Source organism: Marinomonas primoryensis (assembly GCF_013372285.1).
Lineage (GTDB): Bacteria > Pseudomonadota > Gammaproteobacteria > Pseudomonadales > Marinomonadaceae > Marinomonas > Marinomonas primoryensis.
Genome location: NZ_CP054301.1, coordinates 1,320,092 through 1,337,198, shown reverse-complemented (window position 1 = coordinate 1,337,198; position 17,107 = coordinate 1,320,092). Strand labels below are relative to the sequence as shown.

Annotated in this window: 15 protein-coding genes and 1 pseudogene; 7 read left to right on the top strand and 9 right to left on the bottom strand. The window is 43.5% G+C overall.

Annotated features, from left to right (window positions below; all coding sequences use genetic code 11):
• Positions 1-67: 67 nt before the first annotated feature.
• Positions 68-934, bottom strand: a complete 867-nt coding sequence (locus tag MP3633_RS06110) for an alpha/beta fold hydrolase (RefSeq protein WP_176334881.1) — start codon at positions 932-934, stop codon at positions 68-70.
• 88 nt (positions 935-1,022) lie between these two features.
• Between MP3633_RS06110 and pabB the strand changes: the two genes are divergently transcribed.
• The 3 genes from pabB (at position 1,023) to MP3633_RS06095 (ending at position 3,947) form a co-directional block, all read left to right on the top strand.
• Positions 1,023-2,447, top strand: coding sequence for an aminodeoxychorismate synthase component I (gene pabB, locus MP3633_RS06105; protein WP_176334880.1), 1,425 nt, complete (start codon positions 1,023-1,025; stop codon positions 2,445-2,447).
• Positions 2,448-2,455: 8 nt separating this feature from the next.
• Complete coding sequence (locus MP3633_RS06100; protein ID WP_176334879.1) at positions 2,456-3,106, top strand: CoA pyrophosphatase; 651 nt, start codon at positions 2,456-2,458, stop codon at positions 3,104-3,106.
• 106 nt (positions 3,107-3,212) lie between these two features.
• Entirely contained in the window at positions 3,213-3,947 is a 735-nt protein-coding gene (locus MP3633_RS06095) for a phosphoadenylyl-sulfate reductase (RefSeq protein WP_176334878.1), read from the top strand.
• A gap of 35 nt (positions 3,948-3,982) precedes the next feature.
• On the opposite strand, the gene MP3633_RS06090 is transcribed toward MP3633_RS06095, so the two are convergent.
• Entirely contained in the window at positions 3,983-4,288 is a 306-nt protein-coding gene (locus MP3633_RS06090) for a LysR family transcriptional regulator (protein ID WP_176334877.1), read from the bottom strand.
• Positions 4,289-4,399: 111 nt separating this feature from the next.
• Between MP3633_RS06090 and MP3633_RS06085 the strand changes: the two genes are divergently transcribed.
• Positions 4,400-5,746 (top strand): anti-phage deoxyguanosine triphosphatase, encoded by a 1,347-nt coding sequence (locus MP3633_RS06085; RefSeq protein ID WP_217909058.1) that lies wholly within the window; start codon positions 4,400-4,402, stop codon positions 5,744-5,746.
• Between the two features lie 1,199 nt (positions 5,747-6,945).
• On the opposite strand, the gene MP3633_RS06080 is transcribed toward MP3633_RS06085, so the two are convergent.
• From MP3633_RS06080 to MP3633_RS06055, 7 genes and pseudogenes are all read right to left on the bottom strand, one after another.
• A complete protein-coding gene (locus MP3633_RS06080) occupies positions 6,946-7,290 on the bottom strand; it encodes a hypothetical protein (RefSeq protein WP_176334876.1) in 345 nt (114 codons plus the stop codon).
• Between the two features lie 119 nt (positions 7,291-7,409).
• On the bottom strand, positions 7,410-8,288 hold the full coding sequence (locus MP3633_RS06075) for a DUF2971 domain-containing protein (protein WP_176334875.1): 879 nt from the start codon (positions 8,286-8,288) through the stop codon (positions 7,410-7,412).
• Between the two features lie 272 nt (positions 8,289-8,560).
• Positions 8,561-9,409: a hypothetical protein gene (locus MP3633_RS06070; protein ID WP_176334874.1), complete on the bottom strand. Its 849-nt coding sequence runs from the start codon at positions 9,407-9,409 to the stop codon at positions 8,561-8,563.
• Positions 9,410-9,707: 298 nt separating this feature from the next.
• A pseudogene (locus MP3633_RS19100) lies at positions 9,708-9,943 on the bottom strand (IS91 family transposase); the annotation flags it as partial.
• 767 nt (positions 9,944-10,710) lie between these two features.
• Positions 10,711-11,208 carry a GNAT family N-acetyltransferase gene (locus tag MP3633_RS06065; RefSeq protein ID WP_244959874.1) on the bottom strand — a complete coding sequence of 166 codons (498 nt, stop codon included), beginning with the start codon at positions 11,206-11,208 and terminating at the stop codon, positions 10,711-10,713.
• 16 nt (positions 11,209-11,224) lie between these two features.
• Complete coding sequence (locus MP3633_RS06060; protein WP_112139897.1) at positions 11,225-12,232, bottom strand: DUF2333 family protein; 1,008 nt, start codon at positions 12,230-12,232, stop codon at positions 11,225-11,227.
• 12 nt (positions 12,233-12,244) lie between these two features.
• Positions 12,245-13,057, bottom strand: coding sequence for a hypothetical protein (locus MP3633_RS06055; protein ID WP_176334872.1), 813 nt, complete (start codon positions 13,055-13,057; stop codon positions 12,245-12,247).
• Positions 13,058-13,174: 117 nt separating this feature from the next.
• Here MP3633_RS06055 and dsbD point away from each other — a divergent pair, with 117 nt between their 5' ends.
• The 3 genes from dsbD (at position 13,175) to accC (ending at position 17,026) form a co-directional block, all read left to right on the top strand.
• Positions 13,175-14,998 carry a protein-disulfide reductase DsbD gene (gene dsbD, locus MP3633_RS06050; RefSeq protein WP_176334871.1) on the top strand — a complete coding sequence of 608 codons (1,824 nt, stop codon included), beginning with the start codon at positions 13,175-13,177 and terminating at the stop codon, positions 14,996-14,998.
• Between the two features lie 225 nt (positions 14,999-15,223).
• Positions 15,224-15,664, top strand: coding sequence for an acetyl-CoA carboxylase biotin carboxyl carrier protein (gene accB / locus MP3633_RS06045; RefSeq protein WP_176334870.1), 441 nt, complete (start codon positions 15,224-15,226; stop codon positions 15,662-15,664).
• 21 nt (positions 15,665-15,685) lie between these two features.
• Positions 15,686-17,026, top strand: a complete 1,341-nt coding sequence (gene accC, locus MP3633_RS06040) for an acetyl-CoA carboxylase biotin carboxylase subunit (protein ID WP_112139904.1) — start codon at positions 15,686-15,688, stop codon at positions 17,024-17,026.
• Positions 17,027-17,107 lie beyond the last annotated feature (81 nt).

Genomic DNA, 17,107 nt, shown 5'->3' with positions numbered 1-17,107 from the left:
AGCGATTAGAAAGAGCGTCCTGCTCTTTTCATTTATTCTATCTGATCACATCAGATAATAGTGACACTTAAATTAGCGAAAACCATTTATTAATATGATTGGCGATTTGCCTTGGTTTTTGAAAAGGCAAAGAGTGATCACATGCACTCATGGTTTTGTGTTGCCAAGCGTCATTCTGTAAGCTCAATAGCTCATAATGCTGCTTCAATGCCTCATGGCTTAACTCACCAGAAAACAAAAACACCTGCTCCGACGCATCTATTATGGCTCGCCTCAGTTCAGGCTCATTCACCATTACTTCAACATGATCAGTCACTGCATCCAATGCATAAGCAAAACCAAACGGCCGATGAGCAAGCCGAGATTGTGTTGTTGCTTCTGCCACTGGATGCTTACGACGATTTGGTGACACGCCATCCATAAACGAAGCCACACCAAGTTCTACATCCCCTGTGTCATGAATCAATTTGGACGCATGGCGATACTTTTGTCGCACGTCCATTAACGTAGACAAATCTTCTCGGTCCAAAGACGCGGGCTCTAACAAGGCCATTTTTACTTTCGTCTTCCCTTGTAAACTGCGTTGATAGTTCAGGTTGAGCGCAACCAAACCACCCAATGAATAAGCCACAAGATCAAAATCGTCCCATTTCACATGTGTCAACAGCGCTTCGATTTCATCGGTTAACTCGGCAATCGACACCGCGCCTTCTTTACCATGCTGATGAAAAGACTCGCCCATGCCTTTTAAATCGGGCACTAGCATCCAACGCCATTGAGTAAAGTACGGCAACATAGGGGAATAGGTAATTTCCCCTGCCACGCCGGCACCATGCAGCAGCAGACAAGTTCGGTCGGTTTTGGCTGCGGGATTTTCATAAAGACGGTACGCAATGTCCGCATTAGGTAAAGAAAGAAAAAAAACATCAGACACTTGTAATTAACCTGTGAGGAAACTTAGTAAAAGAATACAATGCTTTCTCTAAGAAGCATGAATGCATATTACTAGGTATTGATAAAAAATGTCAGAAATTACACGGGTAAATCTCCCTTATCAAACGTCTTTATTGTCTTTCTTTTCTGCCGTACGAGACTTGCCTTACCCAGCCTTACTTGACAGTAATCACGAACATTTCCCAGACACGAACTACGACATACTAGTGGCTAATCCACTGGCGCGCATTCATCCATCACACAACAGCCAGCCGATCACTTGGCATACAACACCACTTTACGCGTTAAGCAACACAAGCAACCCGATGGCGCTGTTAAATGAACTAATGACGCTCATCTGCCAAGAACCTTGGGCGCAAGCCGCACCAAAAGACCTACCTTTCATCGGTGGTTTACTGGGGTATTATGGTTATGAAAGTGGCCATTTTGTTGAGCAATTACCGGATACCGTCAAACACGACATTCAATTAGATACATTAAGCGTCGGGCTTTACGCTTGGGGCGTTATCACTTCCCATAAAGAAAAAACGACTCAGCTCATCATGGCACCTTGGTGTACTCAAGAAGACGCGGCCGACCTTATTAACCGCTTCACCAGCGCTTGCGATGATGTACTGGTAAAACATGAACTTAACCACGCCAAACCGTTCTCTTTGCACACCCCGTTCATCTCAAATATGACTGAAGCTGAATACGCCCAAAAATTCTCTGCCGTGCAAGACTACATTCAATCGGGTGATTGTTATCAGGTGAACTTAGCTCAACGTTTTTCAAGCACTTATCAAGGCGATACTTTTACCGCTTACCATGCCTTAAGAGAAGCCTGCCCGACACCGTTTTCGGCGTATATGGAAATTTCGCCACAGCAAAGCTTGTTAAGTCACTCGCCAGAGCGCTTTCTACTGTGTGATCAAGGTCGAATAGAATCTAAGCCGATAAAAGGTACGGTCGCTCGCGGCGCAACACCAGAGGAAGACAAAGCCAACGCCAACTGGCTACTATCTTCCACCAAAGACCGCGCAGAAAACCTAATGATTGTTGATTTATTGCGCAATGATCTAGGTCGCACTTGTTTGACGGGCAGTATTAAAGTCCCTGCGCTGTTTGCCTTAGAAACCTACGCCAATGTGCATCATCTTGTGTCAACAGTAGAAGGCCGAATCGATCAAACAGACCAAGCTATTAGAGTCTTTCATCAAAGCTTCCCCGGCGGCTCCATCACGGGTGCGCCTAAGATTCGATCCATGGAGATCATTGATGAGCTAGAACCTCATGAACGCTCAGCCTACTGTGGCTCGATTGCGTATTTCAGTGCAAATGGACAAATGGACTCCAGTATCACCATACGAACCCTAGTAGCGGATCACGGCAACCTACATTGCTGGGCTGGCGGTGGATTGGTCGCCGACTCAAAATGCCAAGAAGAATATCAAGAAACCTTTACCAAAGTAGGTAAATTAACCCATACTCTAGAACAAGACTTTTTGAAATAGGCCGTATCATGTCTGACATAGAGCAGTTTTTAAATGCTCCTCCAATTGATTTGAGCTTGGACGATATCCGCGCAGCATTAGACAGAGAACCCTACGCACAACAAATTCATAACCCAGATGAAGAAATGTTTCCCAGCGGTTATGACTTAAAGTATCGCTCTGCTGCTGTCTTAATTCCTATTTGGCGAGAGCCTGAAAGTGGAGAGCTTTTCGTACTCCTGACTCAACGCGCACTGCACATGCGTAATCACCCAGGTCAAATCGCCTTTCCTGGGGGCAAGCATGATCCAGAAGACGCAAGCATCCAATACACCGCATTGCGTGAAACCTTAGAAGAAGTTGGCCTAGCGCCTGACTGTTTCGATTTACTCGGTGAGCTGGGCGAGTATTGCACCCTGTCCGGTTATTGCATCAAGCCTATCGTGGCTGAAATGACGCGAAAAAGTGAATTAAGTCTTTGTGAAGAAGAGGTGAAATCTGTCCATTGGGTGCCATTACGCCATTTACTCACTCCCGAGAACTATCGCTTTAAAACGAAAAAACTCGACACCAATTCTCGTGGCTACTTCGAAATTGAATATCAGGAAATTCGCATTTGGGGTGTGACCGCGGGCATTTTATTTGGACTTTATCAAACCCTAGCGAGACATATCCGCTAAGCACCCGCTTTAAGCATTATAAGGTTAGTGTTCTTTCGTCTTTTCTTTCGTGACCGCAACTTGATATGGTACAACCAACGTAACTTAGAACAGGGTTCACAATCCTATGTCTGCATTTGATTTAGCGTCTTTTATTGCCAATAACAAAGAAGACGAAGCACAGAAAATCATCCACAACGCGATGAAAGAATTCGACAACCTTGCTATTTCCTTCAGTGGCGCAGAAGACGTCGTACTGATCGACATGGCGGTAAAAGCGAACAAAAACGTACACGTATTCTCTCTTGATACTGGTCGTTTACATGCTGAAACCTACCGGTTTATCGAAAAAATTCGTAAACATTACAAGATAAAAATCGACATTCTGTCTCCTGATCGTGACGCGCTTGAAAACTTCACTCATGAAAAAGGCTTATTTAGCTTTTTTGAAGACGGTCACAAAGAATGCTGTGGTATTCGAAAAGTACAGCCACTCAAGCGCAAACTGGCAACACTTGATGCATGGATTACAGGCCAACGAAAAGACCAAAGTCCCGGTACACGTAATGTATTGGCCTTTGCCGAAAAAGACAGCGCGTTCAGTACCGATGAAAAGGACCTATTCAAGTTCAACCCTTTGGCTAACTGGTCTTCGGAAGACGTCTGGAACTACATTAAAATGTTCGATGTACCATACAATGAGTTGCACCTAAAAGGGTTTACCAGCATAGGCTGTGAACCTTGCACTCGAGCTATCTTACCAAATCAGCATGAACGTGAAGGTCGTTGGTGGTGGGAAGAGTCTGAAAACAAAGAGTGTGGTTTGCACATTGGCAATTTAATACCGACAACCCAACAATAAATACGCATTTACTAACAAAAAATGGCTGATACTCATCAACCATTTTTATTTTCTTCTACATCGAGACTAGCCTTAGTTGTAGCATACGTTTGCCATGACGCCGTGAACTCCTCATAACATACTTCCAGTTCTTTTATATGTTGAAGTAACACCCTCCCCGCTTCCGTCACCTCAGTGGTGCGACCATGACGAATCAGCAATGGCTCTCCTAACCCTCGCTCTAGCTTTTGAATGTGTTGACTCACTGCGGGTTGCGTTAGTCCTAACAGCTTTGCTGTTTGAGTAAAACTTCCTTTTTCAACCAAGGCTTTAAATGTCGTGAGATGCTGAGTATTAAACATAAAGATTCCTTATAATAGATTACATTATGCCCAAGGCCCTTTTTACGAACATTGACCTATATCGTGTTTTCATGAAAGATTGGTAATTATTGACACTAGTGGATTACAAACATGGCAAACGCACAATATGAAATGTTAGCTTGGCACGAAAGACAATCCGGTTATCAAGAATCCCGAGAAAACGACTACCGTACGCCCTACCAGCGCGACCGTGCCCGCATCATTCATAGCGCGGCCTTTCGTCGTTTACAGTCCAAAACTCAAATTCTCGCGATTCGACAAAATGACTATAGCCGCACACGATTAACCCATTCTTTAGAAGTCGCTCAAATCGGCAATGGCATCGTACATCAACTCAAGCACAGCTCACCACAAGAGGCCAACTTCCAAACATGGTTAGCCGACGACGCCTTAATTGAAACCATCTGTCTAAGCCACGACATAGGTCATCCACCCTTCGGCCACGGTGGCGAAGTCGCATTGAACTACATGATGCAATCTAACGGTGGTTTTGAAGGTAACGCGCAATCTTTACGCATCCTCGGCAAGCGAGGCTCCTACTCGCCAACTTACGGTATGGACGTGACGCGCCGCACCTTATTAGGGGTATTAAAATATCCGGTTTTACACGCTAATGTGGTGGGAAAATACCCAGAAAAGCCTACCAGCTTTCGCCAATTCAAAGCCTCCAATTGGTCACCACCAAAATGCGTGTATCAAGAAGAACAAGACCTTTTAGATTGGATACTTGAACCCTTCAGTGAAGCTGATCGAACCTTACTGCAAACAGTACAACGCAAACACCCAGATGGTCATGCGAGAGCCACACACGCTAGCTTCGACACCAGCATCATGGACCTAGCCGACGACATTGCTTACGGCGTACACGATTTAGAAGATGCCATCGTCTTAGGCATGGTCACTAAAGACACCTGGTTAGAACACCTAGAACCCAAACTCGCCGCGCTGGCTTCACCTTACTTGGCGGAAAACCTCAACAGCATTCGCACGCAACTTTTTAGCCGACAAAGCCACCTACGCAAAGAAGCCATTGGCAGCTTAGTCAGCTGGTTTATCACCTCATGCAAAGTGATTGAAAATACAAGATTCGAACATCCTCTACTGCGCTTCCAAGTCGGACTGCCAGAAGGCCAACGACAAGCATTAAACTTGTTAAAACAATTCGAAATGCAACACATCATTCAACGCCCAGAAGTGCAAATGCTCGTCTACAAAGGCCAGCAAATGTTATTAGAAATGTTCGAAGCCTACACCGCCGACCCTAATCGATTATTACCAAGGGAAATCGCCACTGAATGGCGCAAAAGTCAGGACAACGGAGAAAATGGGTTACGTATCATCTGTGACTACATGGCATCCATGACAGACGACTACGCCAGCCGCATGTACAATAAATTGTTTGTACCGAGCTTGGGCTCCGTGTTTGAACCCATGTAACAAGGGTTTGTCCCTTCCCCTTTCTTCAAGGGGAAGGCGGAGGATGGGGTTGTTTTTGGTTCCATTTAAACGCTTTGAATTCCCAACCTTTATTCCGCCCTGCTGGGCGTGGGCTTAGTCCCTTCCCCTTTTGTCTTCCAAGGGGAAAGCTAGGATGGGGTTAATACCTTCTTCAGATTCCATTCAAACGCTTTGAATTCCCGACCTTTATTCCGCTCTGCTGAGCGTGTTACTTTTTGCTGGCGCCCAAAAAGTAACCAAAAATTCGCTTTTAAGAGCAATGCATTAGTTCTTCATAGGTACATGATTGCCACCTAAGCTCCTTATGTCGTAAGGCATAGATTGTTTTTGATGTTGGTAAGAAGGATATTTTTAACTGACTCTGAAACTCCATAAAATCGCGCAACGCTGTTGCGTCGAACTGACTTCTTCGGGGTTGTAATGATGGAAAACAAAAACATAGGGAGTCATGAGGGAGGTACGACCGTAATGCGCCGGTGAAAGCGAAGCTTTCATGTTCTGATAGTTGATCGAATATTGAAAGTAACGGCTACAAATCACTAAGTACCTTCCCCTTTTGTCTTCAAGGGGAAGGCGGAGGATGGGGTTAGTCTCTTCTTTGGGTTCCATTCAAACGCTTTGTACTCCCAACCTTTATTCCGCCCTGCTGGGCGGGTAACTTTTATCCAGATCCATAAAAGTAACCAAAAGGTCTCTTTAAGATCTTTAATGCCTGATTTTTATCATCGAAGAATAGCTTTATCGACGCTCGCTATATCGTAAGGCATAGATTGTTTATTTGGTGGGAGATAAACCATCAAACACTGACTCTGAAACGCCATAAAGTCGCGCAACTTCGTCGCGTCGAACTGACTTCATTTGGGATTTCAAATATGGAAAACAAAGACAAGGGCGTGATGAGATGAGGGAGGAACGACCGCTTTTCTGTAATAAAAAACGCCACTGAAAGCGAAGCTTTCATGTTCTTGGGTAGATCGTGGCTTCTTCATTTTTAAATTCCATAATTTGTGAATCATATGGATCTAAGGTTAACGTATCTTCACCTACCTCTGCTAAAAGGCGTTCGAGGGCGGCGGTTCTGCCATAATAACGATGGTTTTCATGAGGTTTCCGTGGTGAAGTTCAATTTTGTCGCCCATGTTTTTGCGTCGCACAACAATTGCTTGTTGTATTTCTGGCTATGCACGAGTAAGCCACTCCGATATTTTATCACCATCCTCGGATACCGATTCGTAGCTCTCTATATTTTTGTGGGGCTCTTTTAGATTAAATGACGACTCTAAATCGTCTAAAAAAAGTATGCGCTCTTGAAAAATCAGTTCACCGTTTATTGAATAGCATGACCATGAACGAATAAAGTTTGAACTGTCTGGTTCGGTTATAGAAGTAATAAATGATACCGAATTACCAGCTTCCACTTCTTCGGAAGCTTTAAGCCAATGCGCCTCATACATTTCTTTAGACCAATAAGAAAGATCAGACTCAAAAAACTCTTTAAAATCATCTATCTGTATTGAACCCATTCCATTTTCTGTCAGATTAAATTTATACATGATTAAGTAATATAACGCCTCGTTAAGAAGCTAAAAATTGTTGAGGAACGAAACAAGGCCAACTGTTTTTGTTCCGTTTAAAGTGCTTGTTAGCCATTTAATGAGATTCTCGTAAAGGTACCGTTATTTAGCTTTATTTCAAATACTCCACAATGAGGATAAGTTTTCGCTATTAGCTTAAGCATTTCTTCTCTATCTTTGTCTTGAACTTTTAAACCAAATGTCACTGAAGTTAGCTCTTCGGGATAAAATAACAAGTCAGAGAATTTCTCTTGATTGGGTGCTGATCGATTAATCATAACTCGCCATTCTTTTTCATAAGCCCAATTAATTTCTTTATTACAAAAAATAGCCAAACGAGTTCTCTTATTAAGCGCTGCTGATGGTCCATATAGCAGAATATCTAACGCACTTCCGACTACAGGAGGATCTGCAGTGTAAGATACTTTTTCGGCAGCTAAAAATTGAGTGCCTTTTTCTTCGAGATGACCAAAACCAAACATGCAACCTTTATTAACATCTCCATAGTGTGCCCACATAGTTGCATTATTTTCATCTTCACTGAGGCAAAAACATCTCAATGTGCCGTCATTTTTAGATTCGATAATTTTTCGAAGTCTATCACCAACTTCAGATTCACAAGCTGGAATCTTCTTTTCAATATTTTTTAATGCATCTTCTTCTGAATAGTTACTGATATTTAGTTGCAGTATTTGCAAAAGGATTTTCTGTGTCCATGGCGAATAGACAGTAAAATCAATAACATTTTTATTATAGATAAGATCCACTAAAGTTCTGGCATATATTAACCAGGCTTCGTTATACTCAGGTTCTAAACGAGGCATTCTCTGCATCTCACTGAGATCATTAAACTGACAAGGACTTTGCCAGCGTAGTCGACCAGATTCGAGTACAATTTTTGCAGTATCTAAAGTCATGTATTTATATAAATCATTTGGAACGACCACGCATACTCCTGATGGCTGACGAGCCTGTAGAATTTCTAATTCAAGAAAAACAGTCTCAAAAATAATGTTAAAATAAACCTAAAACCACGCAGCCACGTGAAAAGTAAGGCTGTTATCATACAAAAATTAGCTTTTAGACACTCTCCGCACAGAAATTAAATCATTGAATTTCTATTTTCGAGTAATTCTACAGCCTCAACGCCGCGCTCTGCGGCAAATTTAGAGTGCAGCGGAAAATTTGTCCGACAGCAGCGCACGCATTGTTAGGGATTTTACGTGGCAACAATATCATCCTTAGATAAAGGGAAGCGCGCATCATTTTCTGGAAAATCAGCAATGAAGAAGAACCTTTTTCTAAGTTTATCAAAGTGCTGGTCCTCGGATGCAAGGCCTTTCTTTACTTGCTGTCTGGCCCATGCCACACCACGTTTCTTTACGTTGGGATTTTTCATCGCCTCAGAAACGAGGCGTTCTATCCGTTCTTTCTTCCCTTTCCCGACACAGTGACTTTTATAGTAGGCTCGGTAAGCCCTTGAAAATAGCCCAGCAGCGCTTAAGAAATGATAGGTTCGATCTTGATGCTCTGCCTCTTCATTAAGCATACCTATGGCTTTATCACCATCGAGATCTGAAAAGAAGGACTCATAAAACCGACTAAAATTATCCTGAATATGTCCAGCAGTTACTTCTACCTCCGGACCAATTATTGCCCAGAAAGGAGCTGCATCTAGCCTTGTAGATACGTTTATTAAATGGGCACCATTGCAGGCTGCAATTACAATCATCAGATTTAGCTTAGTCGCTCGGTTAATCTCAATAAGGATCTCTCTGATTTCATCCCATTCAACCAGTTCTCCGCTAGAGGTTCCCAAGCCTTCTTTACACCCATGACACTCAAAGTGGATCATTGGATATATTCCGCTCAAAGCCTCATTTCGTATTTTTTCTAATACGTCAAACAACTCGGACTTAGTTATTGGCTCAGCGAATTCAACGAGAAGGTCTTGCTGTACCTGCTTAGCCTTGTCCAGCTGATTGTCGAAGAGACTTTTCCCGGTTCTAAGCTCACCTGATGGTAAAGATTCTATAACCCACAGTTTATTGAAAATATTTCCTGACATGGCGATTCCATTAATCCCTAACAATTAAGGGTTATACAGCAGCGTAGCTGCGGTTATAACCCACTGTTGAACGGGTCTATATAGGGGATTTGCTTTTTTCATGGTAGGACTTCCCTGTTATATAACTCGCTAAATACCAAAGCCTGTTTGGACGATGCCTCTTCAGATGGTCTTTGATCGCCGCTATGTTGGTTCTTTATTTGCTCTTTTGTAGCGCGATTTGACCCGCGAGGCAAGCGATTCCCTCAGGCCTTATGACCCGATCCGTTTTATACACTGATCTCACCGTATGCTAACGCTAACTACCATTGTCCCATGGCAGCAGGATGCGAAGTCGTTTTGTCACTTTACTCTCAGATACATCACTGCACGCTCGCCACAAGCAGGGCATGAACATCCTGATTTAGCTGCCTTTTCACTGCCGTCCTTGGTTCGCGGTTCGTACATGTCTAACTGCTTATCTACCCGCGTCTTCACTTTCGCTCTTATTGCATTGGACAAACAGCCATAGTGCCGGATTCGCATAAAACCTTTATGATGAAGTCAGTTCGACGCAACGAAGTTGCGCGACTTTATGGAGTTTCAGGGTCATTAACAGACAACGTCTCGAACAGAAAAAACCAATCTATGCTTTACTACCCCAGAGCGTCGGAAAAGTTATTCTTAGATGAAAGAAATGAGGCATTAAAGATCTTAAAGCGAATTTTTGCCTTTCTCTAAACTGAAGTTTTTGGGCGCTAGCAAAAAGTTACCCGCTCAGCTTTTCCTTGAATTAAAAGGCGGAATAAAGGTCGGGGATACAAAGCGTTTGAATGGAACCTAAATTCCGTGTCGGGCTAAAGCCTCGACCTACCATACAATGAAAGCTACGCTTTCTTCGCCGGATTACGCTTCGCTCATCTGTCCTACGGTCTTTGATTTTCTACCCTTGATACTCTGATAAAGTCAGTTCGACGCGACGAAGTTGCGCGACTTTATGGCGTTTCAGGGTCATTGTTTGACGAGTAATCTCTCACCAAATAAACAATCCATGCCTTACGATAAAAGGAGCATAGGAAGCAATCATGCTCTTATGAAGAAAAGGAGGCATTAAAGATCTTAAAGTGAATTTTTGGGCGCTAGCAAAAAGTTACCCGCTCAGCTTTTGCTTGAATTAAAAGGCGGAATAAAGGTCGGGAATACAAAGCATTTGAATGGAATCCAAAGAAGAGATTAACCCCATCCTCCGCCTTCCCCTTGAAGAAAGAGGAAGGAACTAGTCCCCGCTTAGCTTTTCCTGAATTGAAAGCAGAATAAGAAAGCTAAAACTGTCTTCCAAGAAGGTAAACATCTTCTGTGATGTTTTCATTCTGGGCGATGTTTGGTAATAAACCCCATTCATCAAACCCCTGACGTTTGAAAAAGCCTTGGCTGTTGAAGTTACTAGAATAGACATAGGCAATAAGGTGGGTAAAACCAAGTTCGGTTCGGTGCGTTTCTAGGTGACGAAAAAGTTGCGTTGCGATGCCTTGACCCTGCCAATTTGGCAAGACGTAGAAGCTAATTTCACAAGCGGTATCAAAGGCGGGTAATCCATAAAAGGCTTCGACAGAGCACCAAGCAATAACGATACCCTGCTCTTCAAGCACCAACAGGGGATGTTTGTCTGTGACGCTTTCTAACCAGTCCATTACATCAATCAAGTTAATATTATCTTGTCGATAACCAGTGCTAGCAAACAGGTCGCATTGTTGGAATATATCCAATATAACAGGGGCATCGTCCAACATGGCCGGACGAATTACCCTGCTATGGTTCATTGTCATAAACGCCGCGCTAGCCTTGTTCAAGCAAACGACGAAGGTCGATAATCGCTGTATTAGCACGTGAGACGTAAGACGCCATTACCAAAGAATGGTTGGCCAATACGCCAAAACCACTGCCATTTAAGATGAATGGAGACCAAACATTGGCCTGGGTTGCTTCCAGTTCACGAATAATTTGACGCAAGCTAACAAGGGCATTTTTATCCTGCAAGGTAAAAAAGAAGTCTACTTCTACCGCTCGAAGCATGTGAACCAGAGCCCAGCTTGTACCGCGCGCTTCATAGAAAACATCGTCTACTTTTGACCAAGGTGTGCGCACGTAGCGGCTATTTTCATCCGATTCCAGTTGAGGCTCATCATCTATCACACTTGCGGATAAACGCTGAGACAAACTGCCTAAACGAGTACTAACGTCAGACAACCAATCCGAAAGGTTATCAGCACGTGCATAAAATTGGGAATCGTTGGTCGCTAAACGATTTAGGTACTCCATCAACTCTTTGTTACCACGACGGTATTCGCTTTCACTGGATGGCAATGCCCAGCTTTTGGTATCAAAATTAAATTGCGGTTCTGCTATTTTTAAGTTCACGTCTTCTGTGGATTGAGATTGTGAACGGCTAAATTCTTTACGAAAAGCCCGTGCCAAATCTCGTGACTGAACCAGTACGCCAAATTCCCACGCTGGCATGTTGTCCATAAAGAGACCCGGAGGCAAAATATCATTGGTAATGAAGCCGCCCGGTTTATCTAGCAGCGTTTCCACAATGGTGTGCAATGTGCTGGCAGTTGTGTAACCAACAACCAGTTTTTTACTGTTGTTCAAGTAGCCTTGTGCTGCGGCTTTTTCTTTGGCGGTGGATACCACATCAAATTGATCTGGCTCACTGCTCCAATACATACCCAAAAAGGTCAACAGCACAGCGACAACCAATACAACAGATACGGCTACTTTCCCCATACTTGAAAAGTTAATACTTGGCGTTAAACCCTGTAATTTATTCGTTATCCACGACATTATTGACCTACCTTAATCTTGTTTTAATTCCACCATGTAATCAGCACGATGATAGGTCATCGCACGAACACGAAACGCTGTAACGCGACTGTTGATTATCTGATAAATCAACCGTGCTTGTTTGTCATTTGGCCAGTAAATTTCGATTGCCTGCTCTGTTTTTGCAACCTCGTCTATAATAGGCTGAATTTGGGCAATTATCTCATCTTCGCTCAAACTAAAAAGCGTTTCTGGTAATAAATATTGCCCAACTTGTGGTTCTTTGGGCTCTGATTTTTTAGAAACTACCTTTGCAGTACGCTCACGCTTTGCTTTCAGATCTTTGACACGTGAGGTCATTTCGACAATAACAGGGTCTTCTGGGTTAACCGAACGAGCGTACTCTAAATATCGAGCAGATTGAATATAATCTCGGTTTCTTGCCGCATCCCACGCCCACTGAGTGTATACATCCACAATCGCCGCAATCCCCTGAGTCGCTTTAAAGTTACCGGGATCTCGACCTAATGCTGCTTGAAAATACAAATTAGCGTTGTCGTCTTCTGGCGTTAAAAGCCGATCCGCAGACAAAGCATCTTCACCTTGTGCAATCAAACTCAACGTCAAGCGTTCAGCTGCTCTCGACTTTCTTTCCTCCGATGAAATGATGGTAGTTTTCTTCACATCGGGCACATCGATTTCCGGTGTTATCTCCGCCGATACCGACTTAGAACCAGACTCAGGCGCTTTCTCTTGCAATGGGTGACTTTCCGAGGGCGCGATATTTGTCTGACACCCTGTAAGGAAAAGTGCAATAAATAGAAAAGATACTTGGTTTTTACTCAATTTGTCCCCTTGCGATTGGCAACTTTAAGGTGGATTGGTAGTCTACACTGACCATCGAATATGATGAAACAAGCATGTTATATTTAAACAACACGTTCAATCTGATTGAAGATTTTTATGCGCCTACTTGCTCTATTGTTCTTACTCACGCTTCACAGTACGTCTCAGGCTTTCACTTTTGCTCCCACGACATCGCTTTCTCAACCAGATTTTTTGCCTGTTGAGCAAGCTTTTCAACTCTCAACATCAGCTCCTAAAGACGGTAAAATGGTAGCGACGTGGCAGATTAGCGACGGTTACTATTTATATCAAGAACAGTTTAGTTTGTCTGGCGAACAGGCCGATAACCTGCATTTTTCTGCATTTCCGGTCGGCGAAAACAAACAAGATGCTTATTATGGTGACGTCACGGTTTATCGTCACCAACTCACTCTGCCTATTTATTATGATATTAAGCTTGCTGCTGGTACCCAAATTAATGGATTCCTTTCTTATCAAGGCTGTGCCGATAAGGGTCTATGCTATGCGCCACAGAAAATGCCCATACAATTCATTGTGCCAGCCTTATCTTCGGAGGCGCCAAAAAGCCTTTTAGCCTCTCAATTTAGCAACACGTCCACGCCTTCAAAAGACAAGCTTGTTTTACCTTCTGAAGCACAATCCGTGACTCAACTACTCCAGACAAGCAGCCCATGGATCACTTTAACTGTTTTATTTGGACTGGGCTTACTCTTATCTTTCACGCCCTGTGTTCTTCCGATGGTCCCTATTGTCAGCGCAATTGTTATTGGCACTCGCCACTCGAAGTTAGGCGCATTCTATTACAGTTTGGTTTACGTTTTGGCCATGGCACTGACTTATGCCGCCATTGGTGGATTAGTCGGTATTTTCGGCACTCAATTGAACTTACAAGCACAATTACAAAACCCTGTTTTATTGGTCATTAGCGCCCTTCTTTTTGTTGCACTCGCTTTAGCAATGTTTGGTGTTTATGAGTTAAGACTGCCAATGGCATGGCAACAACGACTACAAATGACCAGTAAACCTTCGGATTCTGCGTGGAAATCGAGCATAAGTATTTTTCTGGCTGGGGTGTTTTCTACATTAATTGTTTCACCTTGCGTTTCGGCGCCATTAGCAGGAACACTTCTATATATAAGTAGCCAAGGTGATGCGTGGTATGGCGCGATGATGCTGTTTATCATGGCACTTGGTATGGGAGTTCCACTGCTACTAGTTGGTCTATTCGGCCCGAAAGTACTGCCTAAAAGTGGCGAATGGCTTCATGACATTAAAGTGTTCATGGGGTTTGCACTGCTCGCAATGTCCATTTGGTTAATTACTCGCTGGTTACCTGTCAGTAGCCATTTGTATTTATGGAGCCTTCTAGCACTTGCTGTCAGCAGTTACTTTATTCACCGAGCACATCAAGTTTCCTCACACCCTTTTCGCTGGTTTCTGGCGTTAGGATTTTTCCTTCTTGGAACCACTGAATTCATCGGTGGTTTGACCGGCAGCAGCAGTCCGTTACAGCCCTTGAAAAAGTTATCCTCAACCTCAATACATATAAACGAAGATATCAGAGTGTTTGATGCCACTATCACCAGCTTGGAGGAGCTCGATGCTATTATTGCGAGTCAAGATACTCGCCCTATTGTATTGGACCTTTATGCAGATTGGTGCATCAGCTGCAAAGTGCTAGAAGAAATGTTTGTGTCTGCCGAGGTGTTGCCGCGTCTCGACAAGGTACGGCTGATTAGAGTCGATGTGACAGAGAACTCAATCAACAACCAAGCCCTAATGAAACAGTTCAATTTATTTGGGCCACCATCGTTGGTTTTTTTAGACACTGAAGGAAAAGAGCGAAAAGAGCTCAGCTTGATGGGTGAGCCGACAAAACGCTCTCTAATCGATCGTTTAGATACCATTACTCATCAATAAAAGAAGATGGTTTACAAGGGATCAAAAAACAACCAACACAAACATTTTTAGGTTTTTTTGCCGCATAACTGGACAATATCACGCTTTTTATCGATAATTTCGGGTTACCAGCTTTTACAAAATGTATTTTATAAAAGCGCTGTTACAGAATAACGTACGCAGAATTATAATAGTCAGTGACTGACACAAACACTGAGCCACAAATACAGACAGAAGAGAGTAATCATGGACATTCGTAAAATCAAAAAACTAATCGAGCTTTTAGAAGAATCCAACGTCTACGAGATTGAAATTAAAGAAGGCGAAGAAGCCGTTCGCATTAGTCGTGGTGGTGCCCCTGTTATGGCACAAATGGCTGCTCCAATGATGGCACCTCAAGCGCCAGCTCCAGTTGCCCCTACGGCGGCTCCTGAAGCACCAGCCGCGATCGCAGGACATATCGTCAATTCTCCTATGGTCGGTACTTACTACAAGTCTTCTGCACCAGGTGCTAAGTCTTTTATTGAAGTTGGCCAAAAGGTTAATGCTGGCGATACAATCTGTATCGTTGAAGCAATGAAAATGATGAACCAAATTGAAGCTGATAAGTCTGGCACAATTGGCGCTATTCTTGTTGAAGACGGCGAACCAGTTGAATTCGATCAGCCACTTATTACTATCATTTAATCCAAAGCAGTAGGTTTCATCATGCTCGATAAGGTATTGATTGCTAACCGAGGCGAAATCGCGCTACGTATTTTACGTGCGTGTAAAGAACTCGGTATCAAAACTGTTGCGGTTCACTCTAAAATTGACCGCGACTTGTTACACGTGCGCCTTGCAGACGAGTCTATCTGCATAGGGCCAAATCCCTCAGCACAAAGCTATCTAAACATTCCTGCAATCATCAGTGCGGCAGAATTAACAGACACGTCTGCTATTCACCCAGGCTATGGTTTCCTTGCAGAGAATGCAGATTTCGCAGAGCAAGTTGAACGCTCTGGCTTTACTTTCATCGGACCTAAAGCAGAAACAATTCGCTTAATGGGCGATAAAGTCTCTGCTATTAAAGCAATGAAAGCAGCAGGTGTGCCAACTGTTCCGGGTTCAAACGGTCCAGTACCGACTGATCCAGAAGAGTGCATTCGTGTCGCTAATGAAATCGGTTTCCCTGTCATTGTAAAAGCCGCTGCCGGTGGTGGTGGTCGTGGTATGCGCGTTGTTCACAACGAAGGCAGCCTGCTAAAATCCATTAGCATCACACAGTCTGAAGCAGGGTCTTACTTTGGTGATAGCACGGTTTATATGGAAAAATTCCTACAAAACCCTCGCCACGTAGAAGTACAAATATTGGCTGACGGCCAAGGCAACGCGGTTCATTTGTATGACCGAGATTGTTCATTACAACGTCGTCACCAGAAAGTATTGGAAGAAGCGCCAGCACCAATGCTTGATGAAACATCACGCCAAGCTTGTTTTAAAGCCTGTGTAGATGCTTGTATCAAGATTAATTACCGCGGTGCGGGTACGTTCGAGTTCTTGTACGAAGATGGCCATTTCTACTTTATCGAAATGAACACCCGCGTTCAGGTTGAGCACCCAGTGACTGAAATGGTGACAGGTGTTGATATCGTGAAAGAGCAGCTTCGTATTGCCAGTGGTTTGAAACTGTCAATGAAACAAGAAGATATCAAGCTAAACGGTCACGCCGTTGAGTCTCGTATCAATGCGGAAGACTCTAAAACTTTCATGCCATGCCCAGGTAAAGTGGATTACTTCCACGCGCCAGGTGGTATGGGTGTTCGTGTTGACTCTCACCTATACAGTGGCTACACAGTTCCACCAACGTATGACTCCATGATTGCCAAAATCATTTGCCATGCGCCAGACCGTACAGCTGCATTAAAACGCCTTTCCGGCGCTCTAGATGAAACATTCATCGATGGTATTAAAACCAATATAGAGCTCCAAAAAGAACTAGTAAATGACGCTAATTTCATTGCTGGTGGCGTTAATATCCATTATTTAGAGAAAAAACTCGGCCTATAAAAACGGTCGTTTTGTCCCTAGTGATGACATAAATCACTAGGGACAATCATTTTCCTCTCGCCTCTCGCACCAAGCTTCGCT

Bases quoted from the DNA above. Each gene is read 5' to 3' on its own strand.
- pabB (WP_176334880.1), top strand. From the start codon at position 1,023: ATGTCAGAAATTACACGGGTAAATCTCCCTTATCAAACGTCTTTATTG.
- MP3633_RS06100 (WP_176334879.1), top strand. From the start codon at position 2,456: ATGTCTGACATAGAGCAGTTTTTAAATGCTCCTCCAATTGATTTGAGC.
- MP3633_RS06095 (WP_176334878.1), top strand. From the start codon at position 3,213: ATGTCTGCATTTGATTTAGCGTCTTTTATTGCCAATAACAAAGAAGAC.
- MP3633_RS06090 (WP_176334877.1), bottom strand. From the start codon at position 4,288: ATGTTTAATACTCAGCATCTCACGACATTTAAAGCCTTGGTTGAAAAA.
- MP3633_RS06085 (WP_217909058.1), top strand. From the start codon at position 4,400: ATGGCAAACGCACAATATGAAATGTTAGCTTGGCACGAAAGACAATCC.
- MP3633_RS06080 (WP_176334876.1), bottom strand. From the start codon at position 7,290: ATGGGTTCAATACAGATAGATGATTTTAAAGAGTTTTTTGAGTCTGAT.
- MP3633_RS06070 (WP_176334874.1), bottom strand. From the start codon at position 9,409: ATGTCAGGAAATATTTTCAATAAACTGTGGGTTATAGAATCTTTACCA.
- MP3633_RS06065 (WP_244959874.1), bottom strand. From the start codon at position 11,208: ATGAACCATAGCAGGGTAATTCGTCCGGCCATGTTGGACGATGCCCCT.
- MP3633_RS06060 (WP_112139897.1), bottom strand. From the start codon at position 12,232: ATGTCGTGGATAACGAATAAATTACAGGGTTTAACGCCAAGTATTAAC.
- dsbD (WP_176334871.1), top strand. From the start codon at position 13,175: ATGCGCCTACTTGCTCTATTGTTCTTACTCACGCTTCACAGTACGTCT.
- accB (WP_176334870.1), top strand. From the start codon at position 15,224: ATGGACATTCGTAAAATCAAAAAACTAATCGAGCTTTTAGAAGAATCC.
- accC (WP_112139904.1), top strand. From the start codon at position 15,686: ATGCTCGATAAGGTATTGATTGCTAACCGAGGCGAAATCGCGCTACGT.